General features: G+C 63.5%; 13 protein-coding genes. 5 read left to right on the top strand and 8 right to left on the bottom strand.

The window, feature by feature from the left end; all coding sequences use genetic code 11:
- Window position 1: 1 nt before the first annotated feature.
- Together K2O50_RS05620 and K2O50_RS05615 are read right to left on the bottom strand one after the other, a co-directional pair.
- Window positions 2–1,624, bottom strand: a complete 1,623-nt coding sequence (locus K2O50_RS05620) for a methyl-accepting chemotaxis protein (RefSeq protein WP_050704366.1) — start codon at window positions 1,622–1,624, stop codon at window positions 2–4.
- A 128-nt stretch (window positions 1,625–1,752) separates the two neighbouring features.
- Window positions 1,753–2,436 (bottom strand): tellurite resistance TerB family protein, encoded by a 684-nt coding sequence (locus K2O50_RS05615; RefSeq protein WP_050704365.1) that lies wholly within the window; start codon window positions 2,434–2,436, stop codon window positions 1,753–1,755.
- A 255-nt stretch (window positions 2,437–2,691) separates the two neighbouring features.
- On the opposite strand from K2O50_RS05615, the gene K2O50_RS05610 reads away from it, so the two are divergent.
- Window positions 2,692–2,946 (top strand): type II toxin-antitoxin system HicA family toxin, encoded by a 255-nt coding sequence (locus K2O50_RS05610; protein WP_050704364.1) that lies wholly within the window; start codon window positions 2,692–2,694, stop codon window positions 2,944–2,946.
- Window positions 2,943–3,275: a type II toxin-antitoxin system HicB family antitoxin gene (locus K2O50_RS05605; protein WP_050704363.1), complete on the top strand. Its 333-nt coding sequence runs from the start codon at window positions 2,943–2,945 to the stop codon at window positions 3,273–3,275. The genes K2O50_RS05610 and K2O50_RS05605 overlap by 4 nt, the downstream gene beginning before the upstream one ends.
- 1 nt (window position 3,276) lies before the next feature.
- On the opposite strand, the gene K2O50_RS05600 is transcribed toward K2O50_RS05605, so the two are convergent.
- Window positions 3,277–4,383: an NADH:flavin oxidoreductase/NADH oxidase gene (locus K2O50_RS05600; protein ID WP_050704362.1), complete on the bottom strand. Its 1,107-nt coding sequence runs from the start codon at window positions 4,381–4,383 to the stop codon at window positions 3,277–3,279.
- A gap of 942 nt (window positions 4,384–5,325) precedes the next feature.
- Between K2O50_RS05600 and K2O50_RS05595 the strand changes: the two genes are divergently transcribed.
- Window positions 5,326–6,627: an IS4 family transposase gene (locus K2O50_RS05595; protein WP_050707627.1), complete on the top strand. Its 1,302-nt coding sequence runs from the start codon at window positions 5,326–5,328 to the stop codon at window positions 6,625–6,627.
- 115 nt (window positions 6,628–6,742) lie between these two features.
- Here K2O50_RS05595 and recJ read toward each other — a convergent pair whose 3' ends face one another.
- Both recJ and K2O50_RS05585 read right to left on the bottom strand, forming a co-directional pair.
- Window positions 6,743–8,452, bottom strand: a complete 1,710-nt coding sequence (gene recJ / locus K2O50_RS05590; RefSeq protein ID WP_050704213.1) for a single-stranded-DNA-specific exonuclease RecJ — start codon at window positions 8,450–8,452, stop codon at window positions 6,743–6,745.
- A 29-nt stretch (window positions 8,453–8,481) separates the two neighbouring features.
- Window positions 8,482–9,024 (bottom strand): YaeQ family protein, encoded by a 543-nt coding sequence (locus tag K2O50_RS05585; protein ID WP_050704212.1) that lies wholly within the window; start codon window positions 9,022–9,024, stop codon window positions 8,482–8,484.
- A 141-nt stretch (window positions 9,025–9,165) separates the two neighbouring features.
- Here K2O50_RS05585 and K2O50_RS05580 point away from each other — a divergent pair, with 141 nt between their 5' ends.
- Entirely contained in the window at window positions 9,166–10,365 is a 1,200-nt protein-coding gene (locus tag K2O50_RS05580; RefSeq protein WP_050704211.1) for a CaiB/BaiF CoA-transferase family protein, read from the top strand.
- A gap of 10 nt (window positions 10,366–10,375) precedes the next feature.
- Window positions 10,376–11,254, top strand: a complete 879-nt coding sequence (locus tag K2O50_RS05575; protein ID WP_050704210.1) for a TIGR02285 family protein — start codon at window positions 10,376–10,378, stop codon at window positions 11,252–11,254.
- Window positions 11,255–11,428: 174 nt separating this feature from the next.
- Here K2O50_RS05575 and K2O50_RS05570 read toward each other — a convergent pair whose 3' ends face one another.
- The 3 genes from K2O50_RS05570 to thrC all read right to left on the bottom strand — a co-directional run bounded on the left by K2O50_RS05570 (window position 11,429) and on the right by thrC (window position 13,767).
- Window positions 11,429–11,710, bottom strand: coding sequence for a DUF3509 domain-containing protein (locus K2O50_RS05570; RefSeq protein ID WP_052896260.1), 282 nt, complete (start codon window positions 11,708–11,710; stop codon window positions 11,429–11,431).
- Window positions 11,711–11,836: 126 nt separating this feature from the next.
- Entirely contained in the window at window positions 11,837–12,202 is a 366-nt protein-coding gene (locus tag K2O50_RS05565) for a hypothetical protein (RefSeq protein WP_050704208.1), read from the bottom strand.
- Window positions 12,203–12,357: 155 nt separating this feature from the next.
- Window positions 12,358–13,767 (bottom strand): threonine synthase, encoded by a 1,410-nt coding sequence (gene thrC / locus K2O50_RS05560; protein WP_050704207.1) that lies wholly within the window; start codon window positions 13,765–13,767, stop codon window positions 12,358–12,360.
- Between the last annotated feature and the right edge of the window lie 16 nt (window positions 13,768–13,783).

Below are 13,783 nucleotides of genomic sequence, written 5' to 3'. Positions count from 1 at the left end.
GTCAGACTTTGAACCGCGACACACCACCCCGCAGCCCGGCGGCCACCTGGCTCAGTTCGTCGATGGCGAAGCTGGCCTGGCGCAGCGACTCGACGGTCTGGGTGCTGGCATCGCTGAGCTGGGCCAGCGCCTGGTTGATCTGCTCGGCGCCGGTGGCCTGGGCCTGCATGCCCTCGTTGACCATCAGCACCCGCGGCGCCAGCGCCTGCACCTGGTGGATGATCTGGCTCAGTTGCTCGCCGACCTGCTGCACCTCGAACATGCCGCGGCGCACTTCCTCGGAGAACTTGTCCATGCCCATCACCCCCGCCGACACCGCCGACTGGATCTCGCGCACCATCTGCTCGATGTCGTAGGTGGCCACGGCGGTCTGGTCGGCCAGGCGCCGCACCTCGGTGGCGACCACGGCGAAACCGCGACCGTATTCGCCGGCCTTCTCCGCCTCGATGGCGGCGTTGAGCGACAGCAGGTTGGTCTGGTCGGCGACCTTGACGATGGTCACCACCATCTGGGTGATGTTGCTGGCCTTTTCGTTGAGGATCCCCAGCTTGGCATTGACCAGGTCGGCGGCGCCCATCACCTGGTGCATGGTTTCTTCCATGCGGGCCAGGCCCTGCTGGCCGGAGCCGGCGAGGCTCGACGCCTGGTCGGCGGCGCTGGTGACTTCGGTCATGGTGCGAACCAGGTCGCGCGAGGTGGCGGCGATTTCCCGCGACGTGGCACCGATCTCGGTGGTGGTGGCGGCGGTTTCGGTAGCGGTGGCCTGTTGCTGCTTGGAGGTGGCGGCAATCTCGGTGACCGAGGTGGTCACCTGCACCGACGAGCGCTGGGCCTGGGCCACCAGGTTGGCCAGGGACTCGGCCATCTCGTTGAAGCCCCCTTCGATCGCGCCGAACTCATCCTTGCGGTCCAGATTCAGGCGCATGCTCAGGTCGCCGGAGCGCAGGCCGTCCAGGCCGTGGACGATGCGTTGCATGGGCGCGGTGATCGCGCGCATGAGCAGCAGGCCGCAGACACCGGCGGCGATGATGGCCAGCAGCAACGAGACGATCATGCTGCCCTTGGCGGTGTTGACCGCGCTGACAATGTCATTGGTGGCCTTGTCGGCGGACTCGCGATTGCGCTCGATCACTTCGTTCAGGTGCTGGCGCCCTTCCTTCCAGGCCGGCGTGAGCACATCCATGATCAAGCGCTGGGCTTCGGGGTAGTTCTTCTGGCGATAGGTTTCCAGGACCTGGTCGACGAGCTTGACGTACTCCTCCTCCAAACGGGTGAAGTCGTCGAACGCCGCCTGGTCGGCCGCGTCGCGAATGGTCGCCTGGTAGCTGGCCATGTGCTTCTTGAGGCGATCATCGAAGCTCTTGAACAGTTCAAGATCGGCTGTGGTGATCTCACGGTGGTTCGACAGTCCCACCAATTGCTGGCTGGTGACGTAGCTGTCGACCCAGGCACTGCGGATCATCGAGCTGTAGTAGACGCCGGGGATGCTGTCGGACCCCACGGCTTCCTCGCTGGACTCGATCGCCACCAGCCGCGAATAGGCGGCCACGATCATCAGCAGCATGATGGCGATGATCACGGCGAAACTTGCCAGGATCCGTTGGCGCAAGGTCCAGTTCTTCACATTCAGCCCTCAGGAATTCGATACGAGCGGGAAAAATCGCCGAAGTATAGCCCAGGCTTCCCGTTCAATTGCGGCTGAATGCGGCGGTATTCAGGCGTCCGTGCCCGTTCAGGTGGCCAAATGCCGGTTCATTGACCCCCGGCAAGCCTGACCTGGTTCTCCAGTTCCTGGCGCAAGTTCGGGTCGAGGCGCAGCTGGCGGGCCAGCTCATCGAGATAAGCGCGCTCCATGAAGTTCTCCTGATCGACCATCATCACGCTGGCCAGGTACATCTCGGCGGCCATTTCCGGGGTCTGCGCGGCGCGGGCGACCTCGGCCGGGTCCAGCGGCTTGTTCAGTTCGGCATGCAGCCAGTGCTGCAACTCGCGGTCGCTGTCCAGGCGAGTGAACTCGCCCTCGATCAATGCCCGCTCGCGTTCGTCGATATGGCCATCGGACTTGGCCGCGGCCACCAACGCCCGAAGCACGGCCTGGCTATGCTGCTCGGCCTGGGCCGGCGGCAGGCGGTCGAGGGTCTGCGGTTCGTGATTGCCCCCGCCCTGGCGCGCCTGCCAGTTGCCATAGGCCTTGTAGGCCAGCACGCCAAGCGCGGCCAATCCGCCATAGGTGAGCGCCTTGCCGCCATACTTGCGCGCCTTCTTGTTCCCCAGCAGCAGGCCCATGGCTCCGGCCGCCAATGCGCCACCGCCAGCACCGGACAGCAGGCTGCCGAGGCTCCCGGAGCCCTTGTGACTGGTGCCCTTGCCCTGTTGGTTCTGCAGCATGGATTGACCGGTTTTCAATAGCTGATCGAGCAAACCACGGGTGTTCATCTGGCAGACCTCGCAAGCATCCAAAGTAGGTAGGGCTCCAGAGTAGGCCGGCAAGCTGAAGCCACGCTTAACGCATTTGCATCCGGATGTTGCCCAGCTTGGTTTGTTGGCTGCGCCAGTTGCTTCCAGTAGGGAGCGTTACCATGGCGCAGCGGTTTTTCCACACAACCGCGCGACATTTCCCACGAATTGCCCCTGCGGCGCCCTACCGTTGATCTATTGAGCTTTGCGGTACTGGTATCACAGACTGATACCATGAATAATCATCAACGTGCGTTACTCGAACTCGTCTTCAAGAAGCCCGTTCCACGAACGCTGGACTGGTCGCGCCTAGAGTCCCTGCTGGTTTCGCTCGGTGCTCGGGTGATCGAAGGCAGGGGTTCACGCGTGCGGTTCGAGCTCAATGGCGAGGTCGCGACCTTCCATCGCCCTCACCCCGACCGGCACGCCAAGCCCTATCAGGTGCGCGATGCCCGCCAGTTCCTGGAGCAGGCAGGAGTTACCCCATGAATGTGATGAACTACCGCGGCTACTCGGCCCGCATCGAATACAGCGACGAAGACCAGCTGCTGGTTGGCCATGTCGCCGGCATCCGCGATGTGATCGGCTTCCATGGCGAATCGATCAGCGAACTGCGCCAGGCGTTCGAGGAAGCCGTCGATGACTACCTCGAAACCTGCCAGCGCCTGGGGCGCGAACCGCAGAAGACCTACTCCGGAAAACTCAGCCTGCGCCTGGAGCCCACCCTCCACGCCAGCGTAGCGGCGAAGGCCGAGCTGGCGCAGAAGAGCATCAACCAGTGGGTCAGCGACATCCTCAGCCAGGCGGCCTGTCGCTGAGTCAGTCGCGCAGGTCCGACTCGTGGATGGGGTTGGCCCGGCTGGTGGCCCGCTGATACTGCGCCGGCCAGGTCGCCTTGTTGCCACCCAGGTCGTCGTCGGCATGCAATGGCCAGTACGGGTCGCGCAGCAGCTCACGGGCGAGGAAGATCACATCGGCCTGGCCGGTGCGCAGGATATGCTCGGCCTGAGCCGGTTCGGTGATCATGCCGACGGTGCCGGTGGCGATTTCCGACTCCTTGCGTACCCGTTCGGCGAAGCGGGTCTGGTAGCCGGGGCCGGTGGGGATCTCGGCATTGACCGAGGTGCCTCCTGACGACACGTCGATCAGGTCGACGCCCAGGGCGCGTAGGCGACGGGCCAGCTCGACGGTCTCGTCCGGGTTCCAGCCGTCCTCGACCCAGTCGGTGGCCGAAACCCGCACGAACAGCGGCAGTTCCTGCGGCCAGGCCTTGCGTACCGCCTCGGCAACCTGCAGGGTCAGGCGGATGCGGTTCTCGAAACAGCTGCCGTACTCATCGCGGCGCTGGTTGCTCAGGGGCGAGAGGAACTGGTGCAGCAGGTAGCCGTGGGCGGCGTGGATCTCGACCACCTTGAAGCCGGCCTGCAATGCCCGCTCGGTCGCGGCAACGAACGCGGCGACCACGTCCTGGATCTCGTCCTTGGTCAGTTCACGTGGCGGGGTGTGCTGCGGGTCGAAGGCGATCTTCGACGGCCCGACCGGTTGCCAGCCGCCCTCCTCGATCTTGACGCTGCCCTGCTTGCCGAGCCACGGCCTGTGGGTGCTGGCCTTGCGCCCGGCATGGGCCAGCTGGATACCGGGGACGGCGCCCTGGGCGGTGATGAAACGGGTGATGCGTTGCAGGGGTTTGATCTGAGCGTCGGTCCACAAGCCGAGGTCCTCGGCGGTGATGCGTCCGTCGGCGGTGACCGCGACGGCCTCGCTGATTACCAGGCCCGCGCCACCGACCGCGCGGCTGCCCAGGTGGACCAGGTGCCAGTCGTTGGCCAGGCCGTCTACGGCGGAGTACTGGCACATGGGGGATACGGCGATGCGGTTGGGCAGGGTCAGCTGACGCAGGGTGTATGGCTCGAGCAGCAGGCTCATGGGGCACCTCCCAGGGACTCCAATGGTTTCCGGGCCGGCTTTTGTGGTTTGGGGGTGGGCCGGTACCGGTAGGTTTCAGACTAGACCATGGGGTGGGGGGTGTTCTGGGTTCTTGGGATCCTGGGGTCGGGGTCGGGGTCAGTTCAACGGCGACCTACTTTTGCTCTTGGGCAAAAGTAGGCAAAAACCGCTGGCTCCATTCATACGGCCCCTACGCTTCGCTTCGGGGTTCCCTCGCTCCGTCCTTGCTCCCGGGAGGACCGCGCTGAACGCCCCATCCTGGGGCGCAGCGCTTGACGGCCATCCATGGCCGTCACCTCCCTCCGCAAGAACTCCGCTCGGCCTTCTGAAGTCGCAATTGGTGGCGCCTGAACTATCGCGCGCTTAGAAGCAAGAGCAAGAGCAAGAGCAAGAGCAAGAGCAAGAAATGCGAAGTTAGTTTTTTGGCCATTAGTTATGTATTGGCTGTTCCGGCCCTTTCGCGGGGCAAGCCCGCTCCTACAGGGTTATATATAACGGCGACTATTGCGTGGGAGCGGGCTTGCCCCGCGATACAATCGATAGATCAATTAAATTTCAACTAGCGACAGCTGCGCAAGTCCAAGCGCCGCTCGTAACTTCGCGACTTCAGGAGGCCGAACGGAGGACTTGCGGAGGGAGGTGACGGGCATGGATGCCCGTCAAGCGCTGGGGCCCAGGATGGGCCCTGCAGCGCGGTCCTCCCGGGAGCAAGGCCGGAGTGAGGGAACCCGGAGCGAAGCGGAGGGCCGGATGAATGGAGCGCAACGGCTTTGGTTACTTTGGCCAAGACCAAAGTAACCCGCCGTAAGGGCCATCCCTTTCAAGGTCTTCGGTAGAATCCACTGAAATCCAGTCAGGAAGACCCGAACGATGTGGGCTGATGTACTAGCGCGATTCGAGAAAAAAGCACCCGCCAGCGTAATGGCCAAACTTGCCTTGGAGCAGGCCATTGCGCCGGAGTGGGTCGATCAGGTTTTCGAGGAGCACCGGCAACGGCAGTATTCTCGCGAATTGCTGTTCTCGACCATCGTCAAGCTGATGTCGCTTGTTTCTCTGGGCTTGAAGCCATCCTTACATGCTGCCGCGAGACAACTAGACGACCTTCCCGTCAGTCTGGCGGCCCTTTACGACAAGATCAGTCGAACCGAACCTGCCCTGTTGCGTGCTCTGGTGACAGGCTGTGCGCAGCGCTTGGCGCCGACAATCCATGAGTTGGGCTATTCAGCCATGCTTCCTGATTGGCAAGTTCGGATAGTCGATGGAAGCCACCTGGCCTCCACCGAAAAGCGTCTTGGTGCGTTGCGCCAAGAGCGTGGGGCGGCTCGCCCCGGGTTCTCGGTAGTGGTCTACGATCCCGATCTGGATCAGGTGATCGACCTCCAACCGTGTGAAGACGCCTACGCAAGTGAGCGCGTCTGTGTCTTGCCGTTACTGGCTCAAGCAAAGGCCAATCAGGTCTGGGTCGCTGATCGCCTCTACTGCACGCTGCCTGTCATGGAGGCGTGCGAACAGGTGAGCACATCATTTGTCATTCGCCAGCAAGCCAAACATCCCCGCTTGATCCAAGAAGGTGAGTGGCAAGCACCGATGCCGGTAGCAACAGGCACAGTGCGCGAGCAATCCATCGAAGTAAAAGGCGGGCACTGCTGGCGACGTGTCGAGTTGACACTTCATTCGCCAAACGACTCAGGTGATAACAGCTTGATGTTCTGGAGCAATCTGCCCGAGAGCATCAGTGCACAACAAATCGCAGACTTCTATCGCCGTCGCTGGAGCATCGAAGGGATGTTTCAGCGACTGGAAGCGATTCTGGAAAGTGAAATTGAAACCCTTGGCAGCCCGCGAGCTGCCTTGCTTGGCTTCACCACTGCCGTTCTGGCATACAACGTTCTGGCCTTGCTCAAACGTAGTGTTGAGCAGGCCCATCGGGATGCCTTGCCCGATAATTGGGAAGCCTCGATCTATCACTTGGCGGTGCAGATCAGAGGGGGTTACGAAGGCATGCAGATTGCCCTGCCATCCGAGTACATGCCAGTTGTACCGATAGACAAACTGGCCCAGCGCCTGCTGGAGCTAGCCAGAAACATCCAGCCCAAACAGGTCGTGAAAAGTCCACGAGGCCCCAAGGTGCCCAAAGCGAAGGCCTGGGTGCAAGGTACGGCTGTGCATGCCCACGTTTCGACGGATCGGGTCATCAAGGCCGCTAAAACCAAAAGACCTTGAAAGGGATGGCCGTAAGGGCGGAAAGGTGAACAAGCGTCGACATCACAAATGAATGCGCATATAAATTTCAAAACAAACTATCAACCTATCAACCAATTAACCAATCAAAACAAAATCACCGAGCTTCCATGTGAGCAATCATCAACTGCACACTCTCATTCCCCCGAAACTCATTCACATCCAGCTTGTAAGCCAACTCCACCCACCGCACAGTAGGATTCGGCCAAACCTCCCGATCAACCCCAAACGCAATCCCATCCAACCGCACCGCCCCACACTCGCTCTTGAGCACTACCTTCAGATGCCGCTCCCCGACCACCCGCTGCTCGACCAACTGGAACACCCCATGGAACAACGGCTCGGGAAAGTGCTGCCCCCACGGCCCGGCATTGCGTAATGCCCGCGCCAGGTCAAGGTGAAACTCCTCAACCGCCAGGGTGCCATCCGACAACAGCCGACCGGTCAGGTCATCCTCACGCAGCTGACGCCGTACCTCTTCATCGAACGCCTCGGCAAACGCCGGGAAGTGCTCGGCCGGCAACGACAACCCCGCCGCCATCGCGTGCCCGCCAAACTTGCTGATCAACGCCGGATGCCGCGCCGCCACGGCATCCAGCGCGTCACGGATATGGAACCCCGGTACCGAACGCGCCGAGCCCTTGAGCATCCCCTCGCCCGCATCGGCGAAGGCAATGGTCGGACGGTGGTAACGCTCCTTCAACCGCGAAGCGAGGATACCGATCACCCCCTGATGCCAGTCGGCGTCGAACAGGCACAGGCCATAAGGCATGGACTCGACCGGCAGGTCCTTGAGCTGGGCCAGCGCCTCGCGCTGCATGCCCTGCTCGATGGACTTGCGGTCCTGGTTCAGGCCATCGAGCTGCTGGGCCATGTCCAGCGCCAACGCCGCGTCCTCACACAACAGGCATTCGATACCCAGGCTCATGTCGTCCAGGCGCCCGGCGGCATTCAGCCGAGGGCCGAGGATGAAGCCCAGGTCGGTGGAGGTGATGCGTCGATGATCGCGCCGCGCCACCTCGAGGATGGCCTTGAGCCCGGCGCGAGCACGGCCGGCACGGATACGTTCCAGCCCCTGGTGCACCAGGATGCGGTTGTTGGCATCCAGCGGCACCACGTCGGCGACGCTGCCCAGCGCCACCAGGTCGAGCAGCTCGCCGATGTTCGGCTGCGGCTGCGTCTCATAGCGCCCCAGGCTGCGCAACCGCGCGCGCAGGGCCATCAGCACGTAGAAGATCACCCCCACTCCGGCCAGGGACTTGCTCGGGAACCCGCACCCCGGCTGGTTCGGGTTGACGATGGCATCGGCGGCAGGCAACTGCTCGCCCGGCAGGTGGTGGTCGGTGACCAGCACCTTGAGCCCGGCAGCCTTGGCCGCTGCCACGCCGTCGACGCTGGAGATACCGTTGTCCACGGTGATCAGCAGCTGCGGCTGGCGCTGCAGGGCGACCTCGACGATTTCCGGGGTCAGGCCATAGCCGTATTCGAAGCGATTGGGCACCAGGTAGTCGACATGCGCCGCGCCCAGCAGGCGCAGGCCAAGCACGCCAACAGTGCTGGCGGTGGCGCCGTCGGCGTCGAAGTCACCGACGATGAGAATGCGCTGGCGCTGGTCGAGCGCCTCGACCAGCAAGTCCACCGCCGCATCGATGCCCTTGAGCTGCTGGAACGGCAGCAGGCGTGCCAGGCTCTTGTCCAGTTCAGCCTCGGACTGGACGCCACGGGCGGCATACAGGCGGGTCAGCAGGGGTGGCAGGTTGCCCAGCAATGGCAGGGGAGACGGCAGGGGACGAGGTTCGATACGCATGAGTCTTCGATAATCCGCTGTGAATCAGGTCAGCCGCGCTCGCCGAGCAGCCACTGCAGCTGCACTTCGTGCTGGCCACGGTCGTCGGTGACGAACACCGTGCCTTCGCTGATCATCACATCCCACTTGATGGTGCGCGGCATGTCGGTGGCGAGGACTTCCAGCACGTCCTGCGGCACGGCGGCGATGCTCAGGTTCTTCAGGCCCTTGACTGCGCCGAGCACCTTGTTTTCCCAGACGCGCAAGCTGCCGTAGGCCAACAGGCTGGTGCGCTCGGTCCGCCGCGAGCACCAGGTCAGGCGGTCGGCGTCGGGCTGGCCGACTTCGATCCAGTGCAGGATGCGGTCGTCCAGGCTCTTTTCCCACAGGGCCGCCTCATCGACATCCGACAAACCGCGACCAAAGGACAGCTGCTCGTTGTACCAAAGGGCATAGGCCAGCAGGCGCACGGCCATGCGTTCTTCGGTTTCCGAAGGATGACGGGCGATGGTCTGGCGGACGTTCTCGTACACGCCGCGATCGAGGTCGGTCAGATTCAGTTCGAACTTGTAGGTGGTGGACGGCTGGGCCATGGGCAATAGGCTTCTTGCGGGAGAAAGTCGCACAGTCTAACTGATCCCGGGCGCCAGCGTCGGATCAGACAACGCCGATATACCTGCCACCGCCGAGCTGTGATACAACCTGCCCTCACGCCCAGCCGCCACGGATGCCCCATGCCTACGCCCAGCAAACCCCTCGCCGGCCTGAAAGTCATCGAGCTCGGCACCCTGATCGCCGGCCCGTTCGCCTCGCGGATCTGCGCCGAATTCGGCGCCGAGGTGATCAAGGTCGAGTCCCCCGATGGTGGCGACCCGCTGCGCAAATGGCGCAAGCTCTATGAAGGCACCTCGCTGTGGTGGTTCGTCCAGGCGCGCAACAAGCAGTCGCTGACCCTCAATCTCAAGCACCCGGAAGGCCGCGACGTGCTCAAGCGCCTGCTGGCCGATGCCGACATCCTGATCGAGAACTTCCGCCCCGGCGTGCTGGAGAAGCTGGGGCTGGGCTGGGACGTGCTCCATGCCCTCAACCCGCGCCTGGTCATGGTGCGCCTGTCGGGCTTTGGCCAGACCGGGCCGATGAAAGACCAGCCGGGCTTCGGCGCAGTCGGCGAGTCCATGGGCGGGCTGCGCTACATCACAGGTTTCGAGGACCGTCCGCCGGTACGTACCGGGATCTCCATCGGCGACTCCATTGCCGCCCTGTGGGGCGTGATCGGCGCGCTGATGGCCCTGCGTCATCGCGAGGTCAACGGTGGCACGGGCCAGGTGGTGGACGTGGCGCTGTACGAGGCGATCTTCGCCATGATGGAGAGCATGGTCCCGGAGTTCGACGTATTCGGCTTCATCCGCGAACGCACCGGCAACATCATGCCGGGCATCACCCCCTCCTGCATCCACACCACCGCCGATGGCCGTCACGTGCAGATCGGCGCCAATGGCGATGCGATCTTCAAGCGTTTCATGCAGGCCATCGGCCGCGACGACCTGGCCAACGATGCCGCACTGGCCACCAACGACGGCCGTGATGCACGCCGCGACGAGTTGTACGGGGTCATCGACCGCTGGGTCAACAGCCTGCCGCTGGCCGAGGTGATGCAGGCGCTGAACGATGCCGAGGTGCCGGCCAGCCGGATCTACTCCGCCGAAGACATGCTGGGCGATCCGCAGTTCCTCGCCCGTGAGATGTTCCTCCAGGCCCGACTGCCGGACGGCAAGCCATTCAAGATGCCGGGCATCGTGCCCAAGTTGTCCGACACGCCGGGCTCCGCCGAGTGGGTCGGTCCGGCACTGGGCGAGCATACGGCCACGGTGCTGGCAGGCCTGGGCTACGATGCAGCCGCCATTGCCCGCCTGCGCGCGGCCGGCACGGTCTGACCCACGCACCATGCGGATCCGCCATTTGCCCATCGTGCTCTGCCTGTTGCTGTTCGCACTCGCAGGGCAATCGGCCGAGGCCAGGGAGCGCCTGTTGTGGCTGGTGCGCGACCTGCCGCCGTTCACCATCTTCGAAGGACCTGCCAAGAGCCAGGGGGTGATCGACCAGTTGCTGCCGATGCTGATCGCCCAAATGCCCGAGTACGACCACAGCATCGTCCGGGTCAACCGGGCCCGGGGCCTGCAGATGCTCCAGGAGCGCAGTTTCACCTGTGACCCGACCCTGCTGTGGACCCCTGAACGCGCCAGGTATGTGCATTTCTCCCAACCTTCGTTGGGCGTGCTGAGCAGTGGCCTGATCGTGCGCAAGCAGGACCAGGCCCTGCTCGCGCCGTACCTGGACGGCCAGCAGGTCGACCTGCAGCGCTTGCTGGCCGAGACCCGCCTGAAGCTGGGCATCGTCGCCGAGCGCAGCTACAGCGTGCAGGTCGACGAGGTGCTCCGGCAACTGCCTGATACCGCCTTCAGCCGCCACTACGGCAACGATGCCACGGCCAGCCTGCTGCAGATGCAGCAATTGGGTCGCCTGCAACTGGTGCTCGGCTACTGGCCGGAGATGCGTTACCTGATCCAGCAGCAGAATGGCTCGCTGGACGACTACAGTTTCCACCCCATCCTTGGCGTGAACCGTTACCAGTTCCTGCATGTAGGCTGCTCGGATACCCCGCTGGGGCGCGAGGCGATCGCCCATATCGACCAGCTGCTGCCGACCTTGCGTCGCGATACCTTGCCCGAACTGTACGCCCACTGGCTGGACCCGGGGCTGCAGGAGGACTACCTGGAGCAGGCCAGGCATTTCTTCGACCAGGGTGAACCGTCGGCGCGCTGAAGCGTTGCGAAGTCGATGGCGCAGGGGCGTACCTGGAGTCGGAACAAAAAGAAACCCCGGCCGCTGGGGAGGACGACCGGGGTCAAGCGAAAGCCCTTGGGACTTCCAGTGACAGTCTGGACGGTACCGGAGCAAAGCACCATCAGACGGCCCTTGCTGAATCTGATGGGCCTGTCAGGCAAAGGTTCCGTGCATCTGCCGCTGATGTTGCAAGGCGGCGATCACACAGGGTTGCAGGCGACCTTCGACGATCTGCACGTCACGGTGCAGGCCATCGACCAGGTCGATCAGCAACTGCTGCTCCGCCAATTGACGAGCGCAGACCCCACGTTGCAGGATCGCCACCCCGTGCTCGTCATAGAGTGTCAACTGGCGACTGCCAAGGCTGTCGGGCGTACCAAGCTCGGCCTGGTATGGGGCAAGGGCTTCGTTGAGCAGTCTGCAGATTCTTTCCATCCGGATCACTCGCTGGCTGAGGTTCGAGGAAACTGACCATCGGGCCGACGGAACGTTCGCCTCTGCCCGTTACCGCGAGCATGCGCGGCCAACATGACAGTTTCGATGTACCCGGCCAGCGTCCGATCAGAGGCGCTCCAACACCTGTTCCAGGCCTACCATCGACATCGGCCATGGCAACTCTGCCAGCACGTTCAAGCCGTACTGGCGTGCCTCGAGCGCCAGATCCATTTCCCCCGCGCCGGCACACCCGACGAACAGTAATCCCCCCGCGCAGGAAGCCTGCACCAGGTACTTGAACAGGCGCCGGGCATAGCCCCTGGGCATGCGCTGGTCGAGCACCAGTACATCCACCGGGCGCTGCCGTGCCGTCGCGGTCGGCACGTCATCGGTGACCCGGACGCTGTAGACGCCCTGGGCATTGAAGGCCTGATGCAACAGCATCTGGTGATAGGGCCGAGCCTGGTGGATAAGAACATTGAGCTGACGCATGAGCTTCCCCCGGAACAGTATGCCTTGTAGGTTGGAACGACCACTTTAGTAGGGGCATGTGCCGAACTACATGGGAAAAGTCTGAAAGAGCGAAATCCTGTGCCGTGGACATGAAAAAGCCCGTCCAGGACGGGCTTTTTCGCATAGCGCTCGGCTTACAGCGGCTTGCCGCGGTTGCCATGCTGGCTGACGAAGGCCTGGACGGTCTTCAGGTCGTTGGCCAGCACCGTGCAGCGCTCCTCGCGGCTGAACAGATCGCTCAGGTGCGCTGGCAGCTCCAGGGCCTTGGCGACACCGGCCTTCTCCACCGCCTCGGGGAACTTGACCGGGTGCGCGGTGCCCAGCACCACCATCGGCGTATCCAGGCTGCGGCGGCACTCGCGGGCAGCCTTGACGCCGATCGCGGTGTGCGGATCGAGGACTTCACCGGTGGCCTTGAACACCTCGGCGATGGTCTCGCAGGTCTGCTCGTCGGTGACGGCCAGCGAGTCGAACAGCTTGCGCGCCTCGGTCCAGCGATCCTGCTCGACGCTGAAGCCACCGCCTTGCTTGAAGGTGTCCATCAGCTGGGCAACCGCGGCGCCATTGCGACCGTGCAGGTCGAACAGCAGGCGCTCGAAGTTGGACGAGACCATGATGTCCATCGACGGCGACAGGGTCGGGTGCAGGGAATCCTTGACGTACTGGTTGCCGCTCATGAAGCGGTGCAGGATGTCGTTGCGGTTGGTCGCCACCACCATCTGGCTGATCGGCAGGCCCATGTTGCGCGCCAGGTAGCCGGCGAAAATATCGCCGAAGTTGCCGGTCGGCACCGAGAACGCCACCGAACGGGCCGGGCCGCCAAGCTGCAGGGCTGCATGGAAGTAGTAGACGATCTGGGCCATGATCCGCGCCCAGTTGATCGAGTTCACCGCCACCAGGCGGGTGCCCTTGAGGAACGACTGGTCGGCGAAGCTGGCCTTGACCATTTCCTGGCAGTCGTCGAAGTTGCCTTCGATGGCGATGTTGTGGATGTTGTCGCCGAGGATGGTGGTCATCTGCCGGCGCTGTACTTCCGACACGCGCTGGTGCGGGTGCAGGATGAAGATGTCGACGTTGTCGCAACGGCGGCAGCCTTCGATGGCGGCAGAGCCGGTATCACCGCTGGTGGCGCCGACGATCACCACACGCTCGCCGCGCTTGACCAGCACGTGATCGAGCAGACGGCCGAGCAGCTGCAGGGCGAAGTCCTTGAAAGCCAGGGTCGGGCCGTGGAACAGCTCCATCACCCACTCGTTGCCGTTGAGCTGGCGCAGCGGCGCGACGGCGGCGTGGGCGAAGTTGCCGTAAGTCTCTTCGAGGATCTTCTTGAAGTCGGCGTCGGCGATGCTGCCGTCGACGAACGGGCGCATCACCCGGAAGGCCAGCTCGTGGTACGGCAGGCCCGCCCAGGAGGCAATCTCTTCCTGGGTGAAGCGCGGCAGGTTCTCGGGTACGTACAGGCCGCCGTCGCTGGCGAGGCCCGCTAGCAGGACGTCTTCGAAGTTCAGGGCCGGAGCCTGGCCGCGGGTACTGATATAGCGCATGGGTGCAAACCTTCGA

This window comes from Pseudomonas sp. 2hn (assembly GCF_019646095.1).
In the GTDB taxonomy this organism is placed as follows: domain Bacteria; phylum Pseudomonadota; class Gammaproteobacteria; order Pseudomonadales; family Pseudomonadaceae; genus Aquipseudomonas; species Aquipseudomonas peradeniyensis.
Note: the sequence above shows the minus strand (reverse complement) of the source record. Positions and strands in the feature narration are given on the sequence as shown.

Bases quoted from the DNA above. Each gene is read 5' to 3' on its own strand.
- K2O50_RS05615 (WP_050704365.1), bottom strand. From the start codon at position 2,436: ATGAACACCCGTGGTTTGCTCGATCAGCTATTGAAAACCGGTCAATCC.
- K2O50_RS05610 (WP_050704364.1), top strand. From the start codon at position 2,692: ATGAATAATCATCAACGTGCGTTACTCGAACTCGTCTTCAAGAAGCCC.
- K2O50_RS05605 (WP_050704363.1), top strand. From the start codon at position 2,943: ATGAATGTGATGAACTACCGCGGCTACTCGGCCCGCATCGAATACAGC.
- K2O50_RS05600 (WP_050704362.1), bottom strand. From the start codon at position 4,383: ATGAGCCTGCTGCTCGAGCCATACACCCTGCGTCAGCTGACCCTGCCC.
- K2O50_RS05595 (WP_050707627.1), top strand. From the start codon at position 5,326: ATGGCCAAACTTGCCTTGGAGCAGGCCATTGCGCCGGAGTGGGTCGAT.
- recJ (WP_050704213.1), bottom strand. From the start codon at position 8,452: ATGCGTATCGAACCTCGTCCCCTGCCGTCTCCCCTGCCATTGCTGGGC.
- K2O50_RS05585 (WP_050704212.1), bottom strand. From the start codon at position 9,024: ATGGCCCAGCCGTCCACCACCTACAAGTTCGAACTGAATCTGACCGAC.
- K2O50_RS05580 (WP_050704211.1), top strand. From the start codon at position 9,166: ATGCCTACGCCCAGCAAACCCCTCGCCGGCCTGAAAGTCATCGAGCTC.
- K2O50_RS05575 (WP_050704210.1), top strand. From the start codon at position 10,376: ATGCGGATCCGCCATTTGCCCATCGTGCTCTGCCTGTTGCTGTTCGCA.
- K2O50_RS05570 (WP_052896260.1), bottom strand. From the start codon at position 11,710: ATGGAAAGAATCTGCAGACTGCTCAACGAAGCCCTTGCCCCATACCAG.
- K2O50_RS05565 (WP_050704208.1), bottom strand. From the start codon at position 12,202: ATGCGTCAGCTCAATGTTCTTATCCACCAGGCTCGGCCCTATCACCAG.
- thrC (WP_050704207.1), bottom strand. From the start codon at position 13,767: ATGCGCTATATCAGTACCCGCGGCCAGGCTCCGGCCCTGAACTTCGAA.